This window comes from Streptomyces sp. NPDC044921 (assembly GCF_056432865.1).
Window position 1 is genome coordinate 64,330 of the sequence record NZ_JBWKIF010000022.1, and the last position, 21,366, is coordinate 85,695.

General features: G+C 73.4%; 18 protein-coding genes. 15 read left to right on the top strand and 3 right to left on the bottom strand.

Annotation, left to right across the window (positions count from 1 at the left end; all coding sequences use genetic code 11):
* Positions 1-132: 132 nt before the first annotated feature.
* The 4 genes from argH to AC07DA_RS28965 all read left to right on the top strand — a co-directional run bounded on the left by argH (position 133) and on the right by AC07DA_RS28965 (position 4,852).
* Positions 133-1,566: an argininosuccinate lyase gene (argH, locus tag AC07DA_RS28950; RefSeq protein ID WP_479131160.1), complete on the top strand. Its 1,434-nt coding sequence runs from the start codon at positions 133-135 to the stop codon at positions 1,564-1,566.
* A 148-nt stretch (positions 1,567-1,714) separates the two neighbouring features.
* The gene (locus tag AC07DA_RS28955; protein WP_479131161.1) at positions 1,715-2,686 is read left to right on the top strand and encodes an aldo/keto reductase; all 972 of its coding nucleotides are present in this window, start codon (positions 1,715-1,717) and stop codon (positions 2,684-2,686) included.
* Between the two features lie 85 nt (positions 2,687-2,771).
* Positions 2,772-3,323 (top strand): TetR/AcrR family transcriptional regulator, encoded by a 552-nt coding sequence (locus tag AC07DA_RS28960; RefSeq protein ID WP_479131162.1) that lies wholly within the window; start codon positions 2,772-2,774, stop codon positions 3,321-3,323.
* Positions 3,320-4,852 carry an MFS transporter gene (locus AC07DA_RS28965; protein ID WP_479131163.1) on the top strand — a complete coding sequence of 511 codons (1,533 nt, stop codon included), beginning with the start codon at positions 3,320-3,322 and terminating at the stop codon, positions 4,850-4,852. Before AC07DA_RS28960 ends, AC07DA_RS28965 begins: the two co-directional genes overlap by 4 nt.
* 136 nt (positions 4,853-4,988) lie before the next feature.
* Here the strand turns inward: AC07DA_RS28965 and AC07DA_RS28970 are convergent, their stop codons facing one another.
* A complete protein-coding gene (locus tag AC07DA_RS28970; protein ID WP_479131240.1) occupies positions 4,989-5,663 on the bottom strand; it encodes a lysophospholipid acyltransferase family protein in 675 nt (224 codons plus the stop codon).
* A 384-nt stretch (positions 5,664-6,047) separates the two neighbouring features.
* Here AC07DA_RS28970 and AC07DA_RS28975 point away from each other — a divergent pair, with 384 nt between their 5' ends.
* The 3 genes from AC07DA_RS28975 (at position 6,048) to AC07DA_RS28985 (ending at position 8,352) form a co-directional block, all read left to right on the top strand.
* Complete coding sequence (locus AC07DA_RS28975) at positions 6,048-7,214, top strand: glycerophosphodiester phosphodiesterase (RefSeq protein WP_479131164.1); 1,167 nt, start codon at positions 6,048-6,050, stop codon at positions 7,212-7,214.
* Between the two features lie 88 nt (positions 7,215-7,302).
* The gene (locus tag AC07DA_RS28980; RefSeq protein WP_479131166.1) at positions 7,303-7,797 is read left to right on the top strand and encodes an RNA polymerase sigma factor; all 495 of its coding nucleotides are present in this window, start codon (positions 7,303-7,305) and stop codon (positions 7,795-7,797) included.
* 57 nt (positions 7,798-7,854) lie between these two features.
* Entirely contained in the window at positions 7,855-8,352 is a 498-nt protein-coding gene (locus AC07DA_RS28985; protein WP_479131241.1) for a GNAT family N-acetyltransferase, read from the top strand.
* A 67-nt stretch (positions 8,353-8,419) separates the two neighbouring features.
* Here AC07DA_RS28985 and AC07DA_RS28990 read toward each other — a convergent pair whose 3' ends face one another.
* Both AC07DA_RS28990 and AC07DA_RS28995 read right to left on the bottom strand, forming a co-directional pair.
* Entirely contained in the window at positions 8,420-8,851 is a 432-nt protein-coding gene (locus AC07DA_RS28990) for a hypothetical protein (protein WP_479131167.1), read from the bottom strand.
* A complete protein-coding gene (locus AC07DA_RS28995; RefSeq protein WP_479131168.1) occupies positions 8,832-9,191 on the bottom strand; it encodes a hypothetical protein in 360 nt (119 codons plus the stop codon). The genes AC07DA_RS28990 and AC07DA_RS28995 overlap by 20 nt, the downstream gene beginning before the upstream one ends.
* A 69-nt stretch (positions 9,192-9,260) precedes the next feature.
* On the opposite strand from AC07DA_RS28995, the gene AC07DA_RS29000 reads away from it, so the two are divergent.
* The 8 genes from AC07DA_RS29000 (at position 9,261) to cobA (ending at position 21,303) form a co-directional block, all read left to right on the top strand.
* Entirely contained in the window at positions 9,261-9,911 is a 651-nt protein-coding gene (locus tag AC07DA_RS29000; protein WP_479131169.1) for an HAD-IA family hydrolase, read from the top strand.
* Between the two features lie 374 nt (positions 9,912-10,285).
* Positions 10,286-11,320 (top strand): methionine ABC transporter ATP-binding protein, encoded by a 1,035-nt coding sequence (locus AC07DA_RS29005; protein ID WP_479131170.1) that lies wholly within the window; start codon positions 10,286-10,288, stop codon positions 11,318-11,320.
* Complete coding sequence (locus tag AC07DA_RS29010) at positions 11,317-12,024, top strand: methionine ABC transporter permease (RefSeq protein WP_479131171.1); 708 nt, start codon at positions 11,317-11,319, stop codon at positions 12,022-12,024. Before AC07DA_RS29005 ends, AC07DA_RS29010 begins: the two co-directional genes overlap by 4 nt.
* A 61-nt stretch (positions 12,025-12,085) precedes the next feature.
* On the top strand, positions 12,086-12,904 hold the full coding sequence (locus AC07DA_RS29015; RefSeq protein ID WP_479131172.1) for a MetQ/NlpA family ABC transporter substrate-binding protein: 819 nt from the start codon (positions 12,086-12,088) through the stop codon (positions 12,902-12,904).
* A 138-nt stretch (positions 12,905-13,042) separates the two neighbouring features.
* Positions 13,043-13,675, top strand: coding sequence for a GNAT family N-acetyltransferase (locus tag AC07DA_RS29020; protein ID WP_479131173.1), 633 nt, complete (start codon positions 13,043-13,045; stop codon positions 13,673-13,675).
* A 145-nt stretch (positions 13,676-13,820) separates the two neighbouring features.
* The gene (gene cbiE, locus AC07DA_RS29025; RefSeq protein ID WP_479131175.1) at positions 13,821-15,041 is read left to right on the top strand and encodes a precorrin-6y C5,15-methyltransferase (decarboxylating) subunit CbiE; all 1,221 of its coding nucleotides are present in this window, start codon (positions 13,821-13,823) and stop codon (positions 15,039-15,041) included.
* 366 nt (positions 15,042-15,407) lie between these two features.
* Positions 15,408-19,877, top strand: a complete 4,470-nt coding sequence (gene cobT, locus AC07DA_RS29030) for a nicotinate-nucleotide--dimethylbenzimidazole phosphoribosyltransferase (RefSeq protein WP_479131177.1) — start codon at positions 15,408-15,410, stop codon at positions 19,875-19,877.
* Positions 19,878-20,061: 184 nt separating this feature from the next.
* Positions 20,062-21,303: a uroporphyrinogen-III C-methyltransferase gene (cobA, locus tag AC07DA_RS29035; protein WP_479131178.1), complete on the top strand. Its 1,242-nt coding sequence runs from the start codon at positions 20,062-20,064 to the stop codon at positions 21,301-21,303.
* Positions 21,304-21,366: the final 63 nt, after the last annotated feature.

Here is a 21,366-nt window from a genome sequence, read left to right on the forward strand (position 1 = left end):
AGCGTCCCCCGGATCGGCGCCCTGGTCCCACTCCCGGCCCGGCTCGATTGACGAATCATGCAGAGGTCTGCATACTCATGCAGAACACTGTCCGTGGCGGTGGCCCGTCCCACCGATTGAGGAGCGCAGCAGGTGAGCAGCAACAGCGGTGACGTCCGGCTCTGGGGCGGCCGTTTCGCCGACGGTCCCGCCGAGGCGCTGGCGAAGCTGTCGGCGTCCGTCCACTTCGACTGGCGTCTCGCGCCCTACGACATCGCCGGTTCCCGCGCGCACGCGCGCGTGCTGCACAAAGCCGGCCTCCTCACGGACGACGAGCTGACCCGGATGATCGCCGGGCTCGACCAGCTGGAGGCGGACGTCGCCGACGGCTCCTTCACGGGCACGATCGCCGACGAGGACGTGCACACGGCCCTGGAGCGGGGCCTGCTGGAGCGCCTCGGCCCCGACCTCGGCGGCAAGCTCCGGGCGGGCCGCTCCCGCAACGACCAGGTCGCCACGCTCTTCCGCATGTACCTGCGCGACCGCGCCCGGGTCCTCGGCGGCCTGATCGCCGAGCTCCAGGACGCGCTGATCGGCCTCGCCGAGGCCCACCCCGACGTGGCGATGCCCGGCCGCACACACCTGCAGCACGCCCAGCCGGTCCTCTTCGCGCACCACGTCCTCGCCCACGTGCAGTCCCTGTCCCGGGACGCGGAGCGGCTGCGCCAGTGGGACGCCCGCACGGCCGTGTCGCCCTACGGCTCGGGCGCCCTGGCCGGCTCCTCGCTCGGCCTGGACCCGGAGGCGGTGGCGAAGGACCTCGGCTTCGAGCACGGCTCGGCGGCCAACTCCATCGACGGCACGGCCTCCCGCGACTTCGTCGCCGAGTTCGCCTTCATCACGGCGATGATCGGGGTCAACCTCTCCCGGATCGCCGAGGAGGTCATCCTGTGGAACACGAAGGAGTTCTCCTTCGTGACCCTGCACGACGCGTTCTCGACGGGCTCGTCGATCATGCCGCAGAAGAAGAACCCGGACATCGCCGAGCTGGCCCGCGGCAAGTCCGGCCGCCTGATCGGCAACCTGACGGGCCTGCTGGCCACGCTCAAGGCGCTTCCGCTGGCCTACAACCGCGACCTCCAGGAGGACAAGGAGCCGGTCTTCGACTCCATCGACCAGCTGGAGGTCCTGCTGCCCGCCTTCACCGGCATGATGGCCACCCTCACCGTCCACCGCGAGCGCATGGAGGAACTGGCCCCGGCCGGCTTCTCCCTCGCCACGGACATCGCCGAGTGGCTGGTCAAGCAGGGCGTTCCGTTCCGGGTGGCCCACGAGGTCGCCGGCGAGTGCGTGAAGGCCGCCGAGGCGGAGGGCAAGGAACTGGACGAGCTGACGGACGAGCAGTTCGCGAAGATCTCGTCCCACCTGACGCCCGAGGTCCGCTCCGTCCTCAACGTCCCCGGGGCCCTGGCCTCCCGAGACGGCCGGGGCGGCACGGCCCCGAGCGCGGTGGCCATCCAGCTGGCCGAGGTGAAGCAGGACGTGGCGGCCCAGCACGCATGGGCCACGGCCAGGAAGCGGGGCTGAGGCGGTCAGGCCCACCGGGGCGCGGGAAGCGCGCGACGGGCCGAGGGCCCCGCACCCGCCGGAACGCGGCGAGCCCCGGGCTCCGCGGCGCGGACCGTCGCGGGGGTTACGTTGGTCGAAAGCCACAGCCGACCGAACGGAGCCCCCGATGCCCTTCGCCCGCCTGGCCTCGGCGACCACCCCCACCTGCCACATCGGCCTGGGCCTCGCCGCGGTCGGACGCCCCGGCTACATCAACCTCGACCGGGACGAGGACCTCGGACGGGACCGCAGCGTCGAAGCGCTCCGCGCCCGCACCCACGAACTCCTCGACGCGGCCTACGCCCAGGGCGTCCGCTACTTCGACGCGGCCCGCTCCTACGGCCGCTCGGAGGAGTTCCTGGCCGAATGGATCGAGGCGCGGCCCGGCCTGGACGACATCGTCGTCGGCAGCAAGTGGGGCTACACCTACACCGCCGACTGGTCCACCGACGCCGAGACGCACGAGGTCAAGGACCACAGCCTCGCCGCCTACGAACGGCAGCGCGCCGAGAGCGACGCCGTGCTCGGCGACCGGCTCGACCTGTACCAGATCCACTCGGTGACCCCGGACAGCCCGGCCCTCACCGACAAGGAACTGCACGCCAGGCTGGCCGAGGCCGCCGCACAGGGCCTGACCGTCGGCTTCTCCACCAGCGGTCCCGCCCAGGCGGAGGCGATCCGCGCCGCCCTCGCCGTGACGGTCGACGGCGAACCCCTGTTCCGTACCGTGCAGTCCACGTACAACGCGCTGGAGACGTCCGCCGCGCCCGCGCTCGCCGAGGCCCACGACGCGGGCCTCACGGTGATCGTCAAGGAGGGCATGGCCAACGGGCGCCTCGCCGGTCCGCACGCCCCGGACGTCCTCCGGGAGATCGCCGAGCGGACCGGTCTCGGTTGCGACGCCGTCGCCCTGGCCCTCGTCCTGCGGCAGCCCTGGGCCGGCGTCGTCCTCTCCGGTGCCGCAACCACCGGCCAGCTCGCCTCCAACCTGCACGCCGCCGTCGTCGACCTCGACGACGACCAGCTGGCCCGCCTCGCCACGCTGGCCGAAGACCCGCGCGCCTACTGGGAGCGGCGCGGACAGCTGCCCTGGCACTGACCTCTCCACGCTTCCCGAGCGACAGCCATGAGTCATGCGTGCCCAGAATGAGACATGCGTGTCTCATTCGGTGTACTGTTGTCTCATGGCTGTCGATCCTGACCACGTGCTGCGCGCCGCCGCCGCCCTGCTGACCCGCAAATCCACCGCGACCATGGACGAGGTCGCCAAGGCGGCCGGGATCAGCCGGGCCACGCTGCACCGGCACTTCGCCGGGCGTGACGCCCTCGTCCGCGCGCTGGAGTCGCTGGGCATCGCCGAGTGCGAGGCCGCGCTGGACGCGGCCCGGCTGGACGAGGGCACGGCGAGCGAGGCCGTGCGCCGGCTCGTGGCCGCCGTGGAGCCCGTGGCCGGTCTGCTCGCCTTCCTCTACACCGAGAACCAGCTGTTCGAGGGCGAGGAGCAGAACGCGGGCTGGACCCTGATCGACGACCGGATCTCCGCCCTGTTCCGGCGCGGCCAGCTCGACGGTGAGTTCCGCATCGACCTCACGCCCGCCTGGCTCACCGAGGCGCTGTACGGCCTGCTGGCCTCCGGCGCCTGGCTGGTGCAGAGCGGCAAGGGCGCCCCCAAGGACTTCCCGCACATGATCGTCGAGCTGCTGCTCGGCGGCGCGCTCAGAAGAGAGGAACCATGACCAGCACCCTGCAGCCGACGACCACGACCGAGGCGGTGAAGCGCCCGGGCCGCTGGCTGGCGCTCGGCGTCCTCGTGCTCGCCGTGCTGCTGGTGGCCGTCGACGCGACCGTCCTCGGTCTCGCGACCCCCTACATCAGCGAGGACCTCAAGCCCTCCGGCACGCAGCTGCTGTGGATCGGCGACGTGTACTCGTTCGTCATCGCCGGTCTGCTCGTCTCCATGGGCAGCCTCGGCGACCGCATCGGCCGCAAGCGGATCCTGCTCGTGGGCGCCACGGTGTTCGGCGCGATATCCGTCGTCAACGCCTACGCCACCACGCCCGAGATGCTGATCGTCGCCCGGGCGCTGCTCGGCGTCGCCGGCGCCACCCTGATGCCGGCCACCCTCGCCCTCATCCGCAACCTGTTCCACGACCCGCGCGAGCGCAGCCTCGCCGTCGGGATCTGGGGCGCCACCGCCTCCGCCGGTACGGCCGTCGGGCCGATCGTCGGCGGGTTCCTGCTGGAGCACTTCTGGTGGGGTTCGGTCTTCCTGATCAACCTGCCGGTGATGGCCGTGCTGGTGCTCGTCGGGATCAGGCTGCTGCCCGAGTCGCGCACCGCGAACCCGGGCCCCTGGGACCTGGTCAGCGTGGTGCTGTCGCTGGTCGGGATGATCGGCCTCGTGTACGCCGTCAAGGAGGCGGCGAGCCACGGCTTCGCCTGGAGCACCCTGGCCGCCGGTCTGCTGGGCGCGGCGGCCCTGTACGGGTTCGTCCGCCGTCAGCTGAGGCTCCCGACGCCGCTGCTGGACATGCGGCTGTTCCGCAACCGGGGCTTCAGCGGGGCGGTGCTCGCCGACCTGCTGACCATCCTCGGCCTGTCCGGGCTGGTGTTCTTCCTCTCGCAGTACCTGCAACTCGTGCAGGGCAGGCGCCCGTTCGAGGCGGGTCTGGCCGAACTGCCCGCCGCGATCGGCGCGGTGGCGGCCGGTCTGATCGCGGGACGTGCGGCCCGCCGCTTCTCGGTGCGCGCCGTGGTCTCCGGCGGGCTCGCGGCGATCGGTCTCGCGCTGGCCGCGCTCACGGTGATCGGCCAGTCCACCGGCTACCCGCTGCTCGGGGCCGCGCTGCTGGTCGTCGGGGTCGGTGCCGGGTTCTCCTTCACCGTGACCGCCGACGTGATCCTCTCCAGCGTGCCCCAGGAACAGGCGGGTTCGGCGTCCGCGGTGTCCGAGACGGCGTACGAACTGGGCGCGGCCCTCGGTATCGCCGTGCTCGGCTCGATCGTGACCGGCGTCTACCGCGGCTTCACCGGCCCGGCGGGCACGCCGGCCGCCGCCCACGAGTCGCTGGGCGGTGCCGTCGAGGTGGCCGCGGGCATGCCCGCGCACAGTGCCGCCGCGATGCTGGACGCGGCCCGCGCGGCCTTCGTCGACGGGCTGACGCTGGCGGCGGGAGTCGGCGCGGCCGTCCTGCTGGCGGCGGCGGTGGCGGCGTGGTTCCTGCTGCGGGGGCAGAAGCTGGAGAGCGGCACGGGCCACGCGTGACCCGTGCGGCCGACGCGGCGCCCCCCGAACGGGCGACCACGCTCAGGGGCGCGGGGAAGCGCGTGAGCGCCCCCCGCGCGCCCGCGGCCGCGCGGCCCACCGGCCGTCGGCCCCGACACGCGCCCGGCCGCCGGACCTACGCCGCTTCCTTCGCCTTGCTCGCGTACATGTCCACGTACTCCTGCCCGGACAGCCGCATGACCTCGCTCATCACCGAGTCGGTCACGGCCCGCAGCACGTACCGGTCGCGGTCCATCCCCTCGTAGCGGGAGAACTCCATCGCCTCGCCGAAGCGCACGGTGACCTTGCCCGGGCGGGGCAGACCCGCCCCGCCCGGCTGCAGCTTGTCCGTGCCGATCATCGCGAACGGCACCACGGGCGCCCCCGTCATCAGGGTCAGGCGGGCGATCCCCGTCCGCCCCCGGTACAGCCGTCCGTCGGGCGAGCGCGTGCCCTCGGGGTAGATGCCGAACACCCGGCCCTCCTCCAGCACCCGGCGCCCGGTCATCAGCGCGGCGACCCCGCCCCGGCCCCCGTCGCGGTCCACCGGGATCATGCCGACGCCGGTGAAGAACCACGCCATCAGCCGGCCCTTGAGGCCCTTGCCGGTGACGTACTCGTCCTTGCCGATGAAGAAGACCTGACGGTCGCAGACCAGCGGCAGGATCATCGAGTCGATGAACGTCAGGTGGTTCCCGGCCAGGATGACGGGACCGTCGCCGGGAATGTGCTCCGCGCCCTCCACCTGTGGGCGGAACATCAGGCGCATGATCGGGCCGAGCACTGCCTTGATGAGCGCGAAGCGGGACAACGGACCCTCCGGTGTCAAGGGGTTCACTATGAGTCTGTGCAGGTGAGGACGATACTCGCGGGCCTCGGGGTCACGCACATCGGGCGCGGCGACTTCACCGAGGTCTTACGCACTGTTGACGCGTGTTTACCTGCGGTGGCGCGCCGCCGACGGTCCGTGACACGGCCGACATGGTGTGACGCACATCGCCCCGGGCCTGCCGGACGCGTTCCCAGAACCGCCGCGCCGAATCGAGCCGGACGCGACGAACCGTCAGCTCACCGCCCTCACCGGTCACTAGTGACATCCGCAGTCACCCGCGTGTTCCGCCCGCGGTCTCCCGCCGGTCATGTACGCGCCCCTACGATCGGCCCGCACTGACGAGCCGACGGCAGGAGGGCGCTCATGGGAACGCAGGAGTCGAACGAGAACACGGGTGGGACCGGACGGCGGGCCCTGCTCGGCGCGGCGGTGCTCGGCGCCGGCGGAGCGGTCCTCGGCATGACCGGCACGGCGAGAGCCGACGGCGCCCGGCCCGGCGGCGGGGGAGTGCGGAGCCTGCCCAGGCCCACGATCATCGGCCATCGCGGCGCCAGCGGCTACCGCCCCGAGCACACCTTCGGCGCGTACCAGCTGGCGCTCGACATGGGCGCCGACATCGTCGAGGCGGGCGACCTGGTCCCGACGAAGGACGGCCACCTGGTGTGCCGTCACGAGCCGGAGATCGGCGGCACCACCGACGTCGCCGCCCACCCCGAGTTCGCCGACCGCAGGAAGACCAAGCTGCTCGACGGCGTCTCCACCACCGGCTGGTTCACCGAGGACTTCACGCTCGCCGAGCTGAAGACCCTGCGGGCGGTCGAGCGCATCCCGGCCAACCGCCCGCACAACACCCTCTACGACGGGCGCTGGGAGATCCCCACCTTCGAGGAGGTCCTGCGCTGGCAGGACGAGCAGACCCGCAAGCGCGGCAAGCAGGTGTGGATCTACCCCGAGCTCAAGCACCCCACCTACTTCCGCAAGCAGGGACTCCCGCTGGAGGAGCGCGTCGCCAAGCTGCTGCGCAAGTACCGCAAGGACCGGCGCACCTCCCCGGTCATCCTGCAGTCGTTCGAACCGACCAGCGTCGAGCGCCTGAACAAGCTCGTCGACAACCCGCTGGTGGTCCTGCTGTCGTCGGCGGACTCCCGCCCCTGGGACTTCGTCGAGAGCGGCGACCCGCGCACGGTCGCCGACCTGGTCAAGCCGGCCGGACTGAGGGAGATCGCCTCGTACGCGCAGGGCATCGGACCGACCCTGGACCTGATCATTCCGCGGGACGCCAAGGGCAACCTCACCCGGCCGACCACGCTCGTCGCCGACGCCCACCGGGTCGGGCTGATCCTGCACCCGTACACCCTGCGCAACGAGAACCCCTTCCTGCCGGCGAACTTCCGCAAGGGCACGGACGCGGACGCCTACGGGGACGTCTTCGGCGCCTACCGGGCGTACTTCGCGACCGGCATCGACGGCGTCTTCACCGACCAGCCGGACACCGGCCTGCTGGCCCGCGAGGACTTCCGCGACGCCTGAGCGTCAATACGCGAACGCGCACCCATCGTTCGAGTGAGGCTGGGCCGCCCGGGCAACCCGCCGCCCGGGCGGCCGCGTCGGTCCGCATATGACGCACGACCTGGTCACCGCCCTGCGCCCCCTGCTCACCGCCGAGGCCTCGGCCGAGGCATATGCCGCCGGGGTCGAGCCCGGCGACCTGGAGCAGGCGGTCTGGCTGCGCCTGCTGGAGCGCCTCGACGCCGACGGCCCGCCGGCCGACCCGGAGGAGTGGCTGCGCCGCGCCGTGCGCTCCGAGGCGCGCCGCAGCCGCCGCACGAGCCGCCTCGAACGGCCGTACGCCGGCGAACCGGTCGACGACGGCGACCACGACCCCGAGCGACTGGCCCTCGCCGCGGCCCGGGGCCGGGCCCTGCGCGCGGCCGTCCGCCGCCTCCCGGGCCGCTGTCCCCGGCTGATCGAGGCCCTGCTCTCGCCGGAGGACCTGACCTACCGCGAAATCGCAGGGGAGTTGGGTATCTCACAGGGGAGTCTTGGCCCGGAACGTTCCAGATGCCTGGGATGTCTGCGCAGATTGCTCACACCGGAGGTTGCGGCCCGCTGAGGACGGGGATAGGAGTGAGGAACGACAGGTGATCAGATGAGCGGGAGGCGTGCGCACATGGGCATGAGCGTGACCATCTCTGCGGCGACCGAGCAGGACGCGGAGCAGATCTTCAGGCTGCAGTACCTGTGCTTCCAGACGGAGGCGGCGCTGTACGGCAACTACCGCATCGACCCGCTCGTCCAAACCCTCGACTCCGTCCGCGAGGAGGTCGCCCGGGACTGCGTCTTCGTCGCCCGGCTCGGTGACGAGGTCGTCGGCTCGGTCCGGGGCTCGGTCACCGAGGACGGCGCCGCCGCGATCGGCAAGCTCTGCGTCCACCCGCGCCTCCAGGGCCACGGCATCGGCGCCCGCCTGCTCCGCGCGGCCGAGTCGGCGCTGGCCGACCAGCACGGCGCGACCCGCTTCCGCCTGCACACGGGCCACCGCAGCGAGGGCAACCTCCGCCTGTACCGCAAGGTCGGCTACGAGACGGTGGGCACGTCCCAGGGCGCGGACGGCGTACCGATGATCGTCCTGGAGAAGCCGGCGAGTGCCTACGCGGCGACGGCTTGAAGCTCGTCCCCAGGGGCGCGGGGAACCGCGCGGACAGCCACGACGCACCCGCGGGCGCCGGCGCCCCTCAGCCCGCTTCCCCCTGCCGCGCACGCGACCGCCGCAGCCAGTGGATCGCGGTCAGCGGCAGCAGCACCGGGATGAACAGGTACCCCATCCCGAAGTCCGACCACACCGTCGCGTCCGGGAACGCCGACGGCTCGACCAGCGTCCACGTCCCCACCGTCAGCACGCCCACCAGCTCGGCGGCGCAGCACGCCAGCGCCGCCTTCCGCGCCGTCTCCCCGCCCCGCACCAGCGAGTACGTGATGAACCCGTACACGACGCCGGCCACGGCCGACAGCGAGTACGCCAGCGGCGCCCGGTCGAACTCGGTCGCGATCTGATACGCGGACCGCGACACCGCGCCCACGACCATCACGCCGTACAGCCACACCAGCAGCGTGCCCGGTCCGGAGATCAGCCGCCGCCGGCTCACCTCAGCCCGCCCAGATGTCATAGAGCCGCACCTCCAGCACCGCCAGCACCACGCCACCCGCGGCGACCGTCACCGAACCCCACCGGGTCCGCTCGGCCAGCGACATGAACCCGGCCGCCGGCACGCACGCGAACGCCCCCAGCAGATACGCCACGAAGATCGTCGTGCCCTGCTCGGGCTCCTCGCCCCGCGCCAGCAGCACGATCCCCACCACCAGCTGGACCAGCGCCAGCAGCGTGACCACGGCCATCCCGATGAAGTGCCAGTCCTTCGTCGGCTGGTCACGGTAGGCCGCCCAGCCACACCAGGCGGCGAGCAGCAGCGCGGCGACCCCGGTCACCAGCGTCAGGACAGTGAGCATGCAGCGACCTTATTACGGCCGAAAAGGCCCGATGCTCCCGCCCCCGGCCCGCACCGTAGGGTCGAGGACATGAAGATCCGCGCGCACGCCCTGCTGTTCGACAACGACGGAACCCTGGTCTCCTCCCTCGCCTCGGTGGACCGCTGCTGGGCCCGGTGGGCCGCGGAGTACGGGATCACGCCCGAGGAGTTCGCGCGCGTCGAGCTGCACGGCCGTCCGGCCGCCGAGATAGCCGCCGACCTGCTGCCGGCCGGGATCGTGCCGGAGGCCGTCGCCCGGATCGAGGACCTGGAGGTCGAGGACGTCCCCAACGGCGGTGTGGAACTGCTGCCCGGCACCCGTGCCTTCCTCGACTCCCTTCCCGCCGACCGCTGGGCCGTCGTCACCTCCGCCACCCGGCGCCTGGCCGAGGCCCGGCTCGACGCCGTCGGCATCCTGCCCAAGACGCTCGTCGCCGCCGACGACGTCACGCGCGGCAAGCCGGACCCCGAGCCCTACCTGCTCGCCGCCCGCGCGCTCGGCGTCGACCCCGCCCACTGCGTGGTCTTCGAGGACGCCCCCGCGGGACTCGCGGCCGGCCGTGCCGCCGGTATGACCACCGTGGCGTTGACCACAACCCACCGGGCCCACGAACTCCACGCCGACCTGGTCGTGGAGAACCTGTCGGCCTTGTCCGCACTGGTCACCGAGGAGGGCGTGGAGATCGCCCCGCGCCCCTGACGGGCGGTCGCCGCCGTCCACCGCTGTCCAGAATCCGGACAGCGGCGGCCGGTCAGGACCGTACGCGTGTTTTACTGACCGCATGACCACGACGAGCGACCGCATCCCGGCGACCGAGGCGACCATGACGCCCGGTGCTCGTTGTATGTGTCGAATGTGCGCCTGCTAGAGGGCCCCCGCAGCATCCCCGAGCTCGCGCCCCGAAGCGAGACCGCGGCCTGTCCGCGCGCCCTGAGCGCCGCGTGACGCCGACGCCCCGCGCACATGTTCTCTCCGGTTCCACGCCTCAGCGAGAACCGTGCCGCGTCCCCGAACGAACGCACCCGTGCCCGGGACCACCCACGCCCGCGCACTCGACTGTGACGGAAACCCACGTGATCACCACCACGGACCTCACCAAGGTCTACCGTGCACGCGGCCGCGAGGTCACCGCCCTGGACGGCGTCGACCTGCACGTCCGCGAAGGCGAGGTGTACGGCGTCATCGGCCAGTCCGGCGCCGGCAAGTCCTCGCTCATCCGCTGCGTCAACCTGCTGGAACGGCCCACCTCCGGCACCGTGACCGTCGACGGGCAGGACCTCACCGCCCTGGCCGGCCGCGGCCCGCGCGCCGGGAGGGAGCTGCGCCGGGCGCGCAGCCGGATCGGCATGGTCTTCCAGCACTTCAACCTGCTGTCCTCCCGGACCGTGCAGGACAACGTCGAACTGCCCCTGGAGATCCTCGGCAAGTCCGGCAAGGAGCGCTCCCGCAAGGCCCTGGAACTGCTCGACCTGGTCGGCCTCGCCGACAAGGCCGGGTCCTACCCGGCGCAGCTCTCCGGCGGCCAGAAGCAGCGCGTCGGCATCGCCCGCGCCCTGGCCGGCGACCCCAAGGTGCTGCTCTCCGACGAGGCCACCAGCGCCCTCGACCCGGAGACCACCCGGTCGATCCTGGGTCTGCTGCGCGAGCTGAACCGGCAGCTCGGCCTGACCGTGCTGCTCATCACGCACGAGATGGACGTCGTGAAGTCGGTCTGCGACTCGGCCGCCCTGATGCAGCACGGCCGCATCGTCGAGTCGGGCACGGTCAGCGAGCTCCTGGCCACCCCCGGCTCCGAACTGGCCGCCGCGCTGTTCCCGCTGGACGGCGAGGCCTCCGGCGCCGACCGCACCGTCGTCGACGTCACCTTCCAGGGCGAGAGCGCCACCCAGCCCGTCATCTCGCAGCTCGCCCGCACCTACAACATCGACATCTCGATCCTGGGCGCCGCCATCGACACCGTCGGCGGCCTCCAGGTCGGCCGGATGCGCATCGAACTGCCCGGCCGCTACGAGGACAACGTCGTGCCGATCGGGTTCCTGCGCGAGAAGGGCCTGCAGATCGACGTCCCGGGCCGCGAGTCCACGCTGGTGAAGGAAGGTGCCAAGTGACCTGGTCCGAGATGCGGCCGCTGCTGGAGCAGGCGTGTTGGGACACGCTCTACATGGTCGGCTGGTCCACCCTCATCGCCGTCGTCGGCGGCCTCCCGCTCGGCATCCTGCTGGTCCTGACCGACCGCGGCGGCCTGCTGCAGAACCTCGCCGCCAACAAGGTCATCGGGCAGGTCGTGAACATCGCGCGCTCCCTGCCGTTCATCATCCTGATGGTCGCGCTGATGTCCTTCACCCGCTGGATCACCGGCACGACCATCGGCCGCGAGGCCGCCATCGTGCCGCTCGCCGTCGGCGCCATCCCGTTCTTCGCCCGGCTGGTCGAGACGGCCGTGCGCGAGGTGGACCACGGGCTCGTCGAGGCCGTGCAGGCCATGGGCGGCAACACCTGGACCGTCGTGCGCAAGGTCCTCGTCCCCGAGTCCCTGCCGTCGCTGATCTCCAGCACCACCACCACGGTCGTCGCCCTCATCGGCTACTCGGCCATGGCGGGCACCGTCGGCGCCGGCGGCCTCGGCGACATCGCCATCCGCTACGGCTACCAGCGCTTCGAGACCGGGCTGATGTGGATCACCGTCGCGATCCTCGCCGTGGTCATCTCCCTCATCCAGTTCGCCGGCGACTACGCGGCCCGCTCCCTGCACCGCCGCGGCGCCCACGCAGGACCCGCCCCCAAGCTGCGGCTGCTCAAAGCCGCCTCCTGAACCCCCCGTTCACCCACAACGGGGTCGCACCCTCGCAAGGCCATAAGGAAAGGCACTTTTCGTGCGTAACACCGCCAAGATCACCACCGCCGTCCTCGCCGCCGGAGCCCTCACCCTCGGGCTCACCGCCTGCGGCGGCGACAGCTCCTCCACCGACGGACCCCTGATCGTCGCCGCCAGCCCCGTCCCGCACGCCGAGATCCTCACCTACGTGCAGGACAACCTGGCGAAGAAGGAGGGCCTGGACCTCCAGGTCAAGGAGTTCACCGACTACGTCACGCCCAACACGGCGACGCAGGACGGCTCCGTCGGCGCCAACTACTTCCAGAACAAGCCGTACCTCGACGACTTCAACAAGAAGAACGGCACCGACATCGTGCCCGTCGTCACGGTTCACCTGGAGCCGCTCGGCCTGTACTCCCGCACGGTGAAGAAGGCCGACGACCTGAAGAGCGGTGCGACCGTCGCCATCCCCAACGACACCGTCAACGAGGCCCGCGCCCTCAAGCTCCTCGCCGCCAACGGGCTCATCACCCTCAAGGCGGGCGTCGGCAACGAGGCGACCCCCTCCGACATCACCGGGAACCCGAAGAAGCTCAAGTTCAAGGAACTGGAGGCGGCCCAGACCCCGCGCTCCCTGGACGACGTGGACGCCGCCGTCGTGAACGGCAACTACGCCATCGAGTCCGACCTCAAGCCCGCCGAGGACGCCCTCGTCCTGGAGTCGCCGAAGAACAACCCCTACGGCAACTTCCTCGCCGTGAAGAAGGGCAACGAGGACGACCCGCGCGTGAAGAAGCTGGCGAAGCTCCTCACCTCGCCCGAGGTGAAGAAGTTCATCCAGGACAAGTACGCCGGCTCGGTGCTCGCCTCCTTCTGAGCCCGCGCCCGGCAGCCGCGAACCCGGGGTCCTCCCTCACCCGGTGGGGGAGGGCCCGTGGTGCGGATCAGTGCTTTCATGCTGCATGCTGGGCAGTTCAGCAGGCCCCGAAGGTTCCCGAAGGTTACGGAGCGGCGCATGACGAGCACCTTCCCCAACGTCTCCATCAACACGGAGCGGTTGGTCCTGCGCCCCTTCGAGGAGCCGGACGTCCAGGCCTTCGCCGAGATGATGAACGACGAGCTCGTCACCGCCTGGACCTCCGTCCCGCAGCCCTACACCGAGGCCCACGCCCGCGCCTGGATCACCGAACAGGCCCCCGCCGAACGGACCGAGGGCCGCGGCATCGTCTTCGCCGTCACCGAGTTCCTCACCCAGCGCCTGGTCGGCATCGTCCACCTCAAGAACACCGACTGGCGCGTCCGCTCCAGCGAGATCTCCTACGTCATCGCCCCCTGGGCCCGCGGCGAGGGCTACGCCTCCGAGGCCGCGCTCGTCACCGCGCGCTGGCTCTTCAACGACCAGAAGTTCGAGCGCCTCGAACTGCGCACCGCCGCCGACAACACCGCCTCCCAGCAGGTGGCCCAGAAGATCGGCTGCATCAGCGAAGGCGTGCTGCGCGGCGCCTGGATAGCGCGGACCCGGACCGACGGCGGCGAGTGGACCGAGGTCCGCACCGACCTCATCGTGTGGAGCCTGCTCCCCGAGGACCTGGAGGGCGTCGGCGACCAGCTGCCCGGCGGATTCACGTCCTTCGGCGACTGGAACTGACCGGAACCCCCCGGCGGGCGATCGCGACGAGGACACCGCCGCCCCCGCCGCAACCTCCACCGGGTACCCTCACGGAGCCCGCCCGCGGGCCGCACCCCGACACGACACACAGACGACCTGCGCAAACCCCTGGAGACTGACGACGATGGCCGACCGGGTCACGGTGATCGGCTGGGACGGTTCGCCGCTGACCACCGCGGCACGCGCCGCCCTGGGCGCCGCGACACTCGTGGCGGGCGCCGCCCACCACCTGGCACTCCCCGAGGTGCCCGCGGGCGCCGAGCGCGTCCGCCTCGGCAGCCTCGCCCTCGCCGCCCGCCGCATCGCCGCCCACCGCGGCACGGCCGTCGTGCTCGCCGACGGCGACCCCGGCTTCTTCGGCATCGTACGCACCCTGCGCGCCCCCGAGTTCGGCCTGGAGGTCGAGGTCGTCCCCGCCGTCTCCTCCGTCGCCGCGGCCTTCGCCCGCGCCGGCATGCCCTGGGACGACGCACAAGTGGTCGTCGCGCACCCCCGCACGCTGCGCCGCGCCGTGAACGTCTGCCGCGCCCACCCCAAGGTGGCGGTCCTCACCTCGCCCGGCGCCGGTCCCGCCGAACTCGGCCTGCTCCTCGAAGGAGTCCACCGCTCCTTCGTCATCTGCGAGGAACTGGGCACCGACCACGAGCGCGTCACCATCGTCACCTCCGACAAGGCCGCCGACCACACCTGGCGCGACCCCAACGTCGTCATCGTCCTCGGCGGCCCCGCCCGGCCCGAGACGGCGGGGGAGAACGGCGGCTGGCTCGCCGGCCGCGACCTATCCGCCGGGCCGCGCGGCTGGGCCCTGCCCGCCGAGGCCTACGACGGCGACCTCGGCGAGGGCGAGACCCGGCTGCTGCGCGCCTCCCAACTCGCCCGCCTCGGGCCCCGCGTCGGCGACCTCGTGTGGGACATCGGCTGCGGCAGCGGCGCCTTCGCCGTCGAGGCCGCCCGCGCCGGCGCCGCCGTCCTCGCCGTCGACAGCGACCGGGCCGCGTGCGCCCGCACCGACGCGACCGCACGCCGCCTCGGCGTCCAGCTCCAGATCGTCCACGGCACCGCCCCGCACGCCCTGGAGAACCTCCCCGAACCGGACGTCGTCCGCGTCGGCGGCGGGGGAGCGGCCGTCGTCTCGGCGGTCGCCGACCGGCGCCCACAGCGCATCGTCACGCACGCCGCCACCCGCGACGCCGCCGAACGCGTCGGCCGCGACCTGAGCGAGCACGGCTACGCCGTCGAGTGCGCCCTGCTCCAGTCCGTAGAACTCGACACCCGGGCCTGGTCGGAGAAGGAACGGAGCGTCGCGTTCCTGCTCAGCGGGGTGCTGCCGAAGCGCGGCGGCTGATCCCCGACCGTCCCCGTGATCGGTTTGTCGTACTGCGCGCGGTAGGCTGGCCGATCGCTGCACCGCACGCGGGCGTCCGGCGGTTCGTCGGTCAATGTCCGGAAAACCCGCCCGTTTTGGGGTGGGTGTGGTACGGCAGAACCGGAGGACGCGCAACGTGGCGCAGTCCACAGCGGAACCGTCGCGGATCAAGCTGCCGTGAGGGTGCCACGGCCGCAACAATGCCAGTGAATGGCTTTGTCGCCTTTTCCGGGCGAGCCGCTCGTGCCGCTGTGGACGCACGCTCGTTCTTCACTGTGGGGCGGTCGGTGCGCCGTTCCGGGTGAGCTGGTCGTAGGAGCACTAACCGATGGGCGAGGGGTACGCATGACCGACACCGGCCAGGTCCCGGGCGAGGGACTGCCCGAGAACTCAGGCATGGTGGAAGAGCCGGGCGCCGCGCACGGTTCGTACACCTACCTCTCCGAGACCCCTGCCGAGGACGAGGACCTCCTGCTGCCGGGCGCCCAGGGTGCCTGGGGCCACGAGGTCGCCCCGCCCGCGCCGGAGCCGGTCGTCGAGACCGCGCACCAGCCGGGCCCGCACGAGCTCTCCGGCCGCGACAGCGGTTCGGTCGACCTCGGCGGCGTCCGCCTGCCCGACCCGCCGCCGATCCCGCCGATCACCCCGCGCCGCCCGCTGCACCTGGGCCCGCCGCTGCCCGACAGCTCCGCGAGCCCGGTCCGCTCCCTGGCCGACCGCGGCCCCGCCGACGCGCCCGTGCGCCAGCCCGCGCCGGCGCCCGGCCCCGAGTACCTCGACGCCCCGCGCGCAGCGGAGACGGCTCCGGCCCCGGCAGCGCCGTGGGGCGCACCGCCCATGCCGCAGCCCCAGCCGGGCGCGGGGGCGGCCCCTGCCGAAACGGTTGTTCCGGCCCCGGAGCCGGTGGGGGCGGCCCAGGCCGTGGTGACACGGGTGGCGACCGAGGCGGGCCAGACGATCCCGGCCCAGGCGGCCGAAACCGGTGCGGCGGTTTCCGCGCAGGCCGCCGACGCGGGGCTCGCGGCGTCCGCGCAGGTGGCCGAGGCCCAGCACGCGATGGCGGCACAGGCTGCCGACGTTCAGCAGGCGATGCCTGGTCAGGCACCCGAGGACGGGCCGGTGATGCCCGCGCAGACGGCCGAGGGCGGTGCGGCGCCTTCCGCACAGGCGGCGGCCGAAGCCGGTCCGGTGGTTTCCGCGCAGGCGGCCGAAGCCGGTCCGGTGGTTTCCGCGCAGGCAGCCGAAGCCGACCCAGCGGTTACCGCGCAGGCGGCCGAGGCTCAGCAGGCGGTCGCGGGGCAGGTTGCCGAGGCAGGGCCCGCGGTCCTGGCGCAGACGGCGGAGGCCGGGCCGTTGGTGTCCGAGCAGGCCACGGCTGCGGCTCCGGGTGAGCCCGCAGCGGCCGCCCACCCCGGTGGCGCACAGACGGACGTCGCTGAGACCGGGCAGGCCACGGGGGTCGCGGGTGCCGCCGTGGGACCGGAGGCGGCCCAGGGCGCCCAGACCGCGGGTGACCCCGCCGCAGACCCCGCGGAGGCGGCCCAGGTCGCCGGCGGGTCGACCGCGGCCGTGCAGGACGGGGCGGTTGCCGCTCCCGCGGCGGGCGTCGGCCCGGACGCGGGGCAGGCGACCGGTGCCGAGGCTGGTGGTCAGGGCGTGGTGCCGGGTGACTCCGCTGCGGGCTCCCCGGAGGCCGCCCAGGCCACCGGTGCCGAGGCCGCCCCCGCGCAGGACACGGCGGTCGCCGCTGCCTCCGCTCCGGACCCGGCCCAGGGCGGGGGTGCCGAGGCCCCGCAGCCCGTCCCCACGCAGCCCGTCCCCGCGCAGGAAATCTCCGCGCAGGAGACCCCCGCGCAGGAGGTCCCCGCGCAGGGCGTGCCCGTTGTGGGCGGGCCCGAGCCCGCCGCTCCGGACGCCGCCCAGCCGCTCCCTGCCGAGGCCGCTGCGGTGGCCGCACCGGGACAGGTGCCGGGTGAGGAGCCCGGCGTGGTCGTCGACGGATCCGCCGAGGCCTCCGCCCAGCCCGCCGTCGCGGGTGCACACCAGGACACGATGCCCGCTCCTGCTCCGGAAGCCGGAACGGCACCCGAGGCGATCCCCTTCCCCGACGCGCCCACCGGACCCGAGCAGGCCGACATGACGCCGCCCGAGGCCGTGTCCGAGGAACCGGCCGGAGGCCCCGAGGCCGCCGCACCCGCACCGAACCCGCTGGACCCCGGGGCCGCCGCCCCCCTGCCGGACACCGGGGACGCTGACCCCACCACGCAGGCGGAAGCCCCCGCGACCGACGGCACCCCCGAGTCCGCAGGGGCGGCCCCGGCGGTTCAGGACGCGCCCGCCCCGGCCGCACCCCCCGCCGAGGCCGTCGCGCAGGAACCGGCCGCCACGGCCGGCGACACCGGCGAACAGTCCCCGGCGCACCCCGCCCGGCCGGCCGACACCGAGGCGACCGCACCGCAGCCCGGCATGACGACCCCTCAGACCGCCGCCCCCGCCCCCGAGGCCCCGGGCGACCCGGCCACCACTGCGGCACCGGCAGCTCCCGCCGCGGAAGCCGCCCGGACCGCCGAAGCCACGGCCACCCCGGCTGCCGCCCCGGTCACCGCCGAGGCCGCCCAGCCCACCGCACCTCCGGAGACGGCGCCCTCGACGGCACAGGCCCCCGCACAGGCCGCGCCCCCGGCACAGGCCGAAGAGGCGACGCCCCCCACCCCCGCGGAGCCGGCGGCGGCTCACCCGCAGGCCCCCGAGCCGCCCGCCCCGGCCCCGGCCTCCGAAGCCCCGGCCCCCGCCTCCGGGGCCACCGGTCCCTCCGCCGAGGACGTCACCGTGGTGCTGCCCGCCCCGCCCGCGGACGAGCGGAGCGGCCAGCCCGTCCAGGGTCCGCAGCAGTCCCAGCCCGCGCAGCCCGGGGCGGCGGAGCCCGTCGCCCTCGTCCCCGCCCCCCGTGACGGCGACGCCGGACTCGCGCAGAACGCCGACGACCTGGACACCCGGGCCGCCGAACAGGAAGACCTGGCGGACCAGGAACGTCGAGAGGGAGAGGGCGCGCCCGCAGTGACAGAGGCACGAGAGTCCACCGGCCCGGCCGCACCCCCCTACGACCCCGCCGAGCGCGAGGCCGTCCTGAAGGTCATGCGTGAACGCCGCGACATCCGCAACGGCTTCCGCAGCGACCCCATCCCGCACGAGGTGCTGCTCCGGGTCCTGGAGGCCGCCCACCGCGCGCCCTCCGTGGGCCACTCGCAGCCCTGGGACTTCGTCGTCATCCGCTCCGCCGACACGCGGCGGGCGATGCACGAACTGGCCATGCGCCAGCGCGACGCGTACGCGAAGTCCCTCCCCAAGGGCCGGGCCAAGCAGTTCAAGGAACTGAAGATCGAGGCCATCCTCGACACGCCGGTGAACATCGTCGTCACCGCCGACCCGACCCGCGGCGGCCGCCACACCCTGGGCCGCCACACCCAACCCCAGATGGCCCCGTACTCGGCCGCCCTGGCCGTGGAGAACCTCTGGCTCGCCGCCCGCGCCGAAGGACTCGGCGTCGGCTGGGTCAGCTTCTTCGACGAGCGCGAGATGGTGCGCGCGCTCGGGCTGCCCGAGCACCTCGAGGTCATCGCCTATCTGTGCGTCGGTTACGTCGACGAGTTCCCGGACGAGCCCGAGCTGCTGCAGGCGGGCTGGTCCAAGCGCCGCCCGCTGTCGTGGGTCGTGCACGAGGAGACGTACGGCCGACGCGCACTGCCCGGAGAGGAACCGCACGACCTGCTCGCCGAGACCGTCGCGCAGATCCGCCCGCTGGACGCCAAGGCGCTCGGCGAGGCGTGGGAGCGCCAGAAGCGCATGACCAAGCCGGCCGGCGCGCTGGGCATGCTGGAGATCATCTCCGCCCAGCTGTCCGGTCTGTCCCGACAGTGCCCGCCGCCCATCCCGGAGCCCGCCGCCGTCGCGATCTTCGCCGGCGACCACGGCGTCCACGCGCAGGGGGTCACCCCCTGGCCGCAGGAGGTCACGGCCCAGATGGTGGCCAACTTCCTCGGCGGCGGCGCCGTCTGCAACGCCTTCGCGACCCAGGTGGGTGCCGAGGTGTGCGTCGTCGACGTCGGGGTCGCGGCCGACCTCCCGGCCACGCCGGGCCTGCTGCCCCGCAAGATCCGGGGCGGCACGTCCGACCTGACCACCGGCCCGGCGATGACCCGCGAGGAGGCCAAGCAGGCCGTCGAGGTGGGCATCGAGACGGCCCGCGACCTGGTCGCCGCCGGCAACAAGGCACTGCTCACCGGCGAGATGGGCATCGGCAACACCACCGCGTCCGCCGCCCTGATCTCCGTCTTCACCGGCGCCGACCCGGCCGAGGTCACGGGCCGGGGCACCGGCATCAACGACGAGACCCTCGCCCGCAAGACCGAGGTCGTCCGCCGCGCCCTGGAACTCCACCAGCCGGACCCGGCCGACCCGATCGGGGTGCTCGCCGCGATCGGCGGCTTCGAACACGCCGCCCTCGTCGGCCTCCTCCTCGGCGGCGCCTCGCTGCGCACGCCGGTGATCCTCGACGGCGTCAGCGCCGGTGCGGCCGCCCTGGTCGCCCGGGCGATCGCCCCGGAGGTCCTGGCCGCCTGCATCGCCGGCCACCGCAGCGCCGAGCCGGGCCACGTGGCGGCCCTCAACAAGCTGGGCCTGCGCCCCCTGGTCGACCTCGACCTGCGCCTGGGCGAGGGCACGGGCGCCCTGCTGGCCCTGCCCCTGGTCCAGAGCACGGCCCGGGCGATGCACGAGGTGGCGACGTTCGACTCGGCGGGCGTGACCGAGAAGTAGGGCTCCGGGAGCCCCGGGAGGGCCGTGCCCGTCCGTTCCGCGCGGCGGAGCGGACGGGCACGGACCGTGCCCGGCACACGGCTGCCCTGCCCAGCCACTGGACCACCCGGGCCGCCCGTCCGCCCGCCCATTAAAATCCGCACGTCAGGGCTACCGCACCGCTGTCCACAGGAGCCGCACCCCCATGGCCGAACACCCCGCCTACCCCGTAGGCCTCCGCCTCACCGGCCGTCGCGTGGTCGTCCTCGGCGGCGGCCAGGTCGCCCAGCGCCGCCTCCCGGCGCTCGTCGCCGCCGGAGCGGACGTCCTGCTCGTGTCCCCGGAAGCCACCCCCTCGGTCGAGGCGATGGCGGACGCCGGCGAGATCACCTGGCACAGGCGCCCGTACCAGGAGGGTGACCTCGCCGACGCCTGGTACGCCCTGATCGCCACCAGTGACCCGGAGGCCAACGCCCGGGCGTCGGCCGAGGCGGAACGCCACCGCGTCTGGTGCGTCCGGTCCGACGACGCCGACCAGGCCACCGCCTGGACCCCGGCCACCGGCCACAGCGAGGGCGTCACGGTCGCCGTCCTCACCACCGACGCGCGCGGCCGCGACCCCCGCCACACCGCCGCCATCCGCGACGCGGTGGTCGAGGGCCTGCGCGACGGCACGCTGGTCGCCCCGCACCACCGCACCCGCACGCCCGGAGTCGCCCTGGTCGGCGGCGGTCCCGGCGATCCGGACCTGATCACCGTGCGCGGCCGCCGCCTGCTCGCCGAGGCCGACGTGGTCATCACCGACCACCTGGGCCCGCGCGACCTGCTCGCCGAACTCTCCCCGCACGTCGAGGTCATCGACGCCGCCAAGCTCCCGTACGGCAGGTTCATGGCCCAGGAGGCCATCAACGACGCCCTGATCGAGCACGCCAAGCAGGGCAAGTCCGTCGTACGGCTCAAGGGCGGCGACCCCTTCGTCTACGGGCGCGGCATGGAGGAGGTCCAGGCGCTGGCCGAGGCCGGCATCCCGTGCACGGTCGTGCCCGGCATCTCCAGCTCCATCTCGGTCCCGGGCGCCGCCGGCATCCCGGTCACCCACCGCGGCGTCGCCCACGAGTTCACGGTCGTCAGCGGCCACATCGCCCCCGACGACGAGCGGTCCCTGGTCGACTGGCCGTCCCTGGCCAAGCTGACCGGCACGCTGGTGATCCTCATGGGAGTCGGCACGATCGGGAAGGTCGCCGAGACGCTCATCGCCCACGGCAAGTCCCCGGACGCGCCCGTCGCCCTCATCCAGGAGGGCACCACGGCCGGCCAGCGCCGCGTCGACGCCACCCTGGCGACCGTCGGGGAGACCGTGCGCACCGCGGACGTGAAGCCGCCCGCCGTCATCGTCGTCGGCGAGGTCGTCAAGGTCGGCCCCGCGCCCGCCGCACCCCGCGAGTAACCCCGGGTAACACAACCCGTACCGAGCCGTTGGCACCGCACCCAGGACAAGGCAGTATCACCC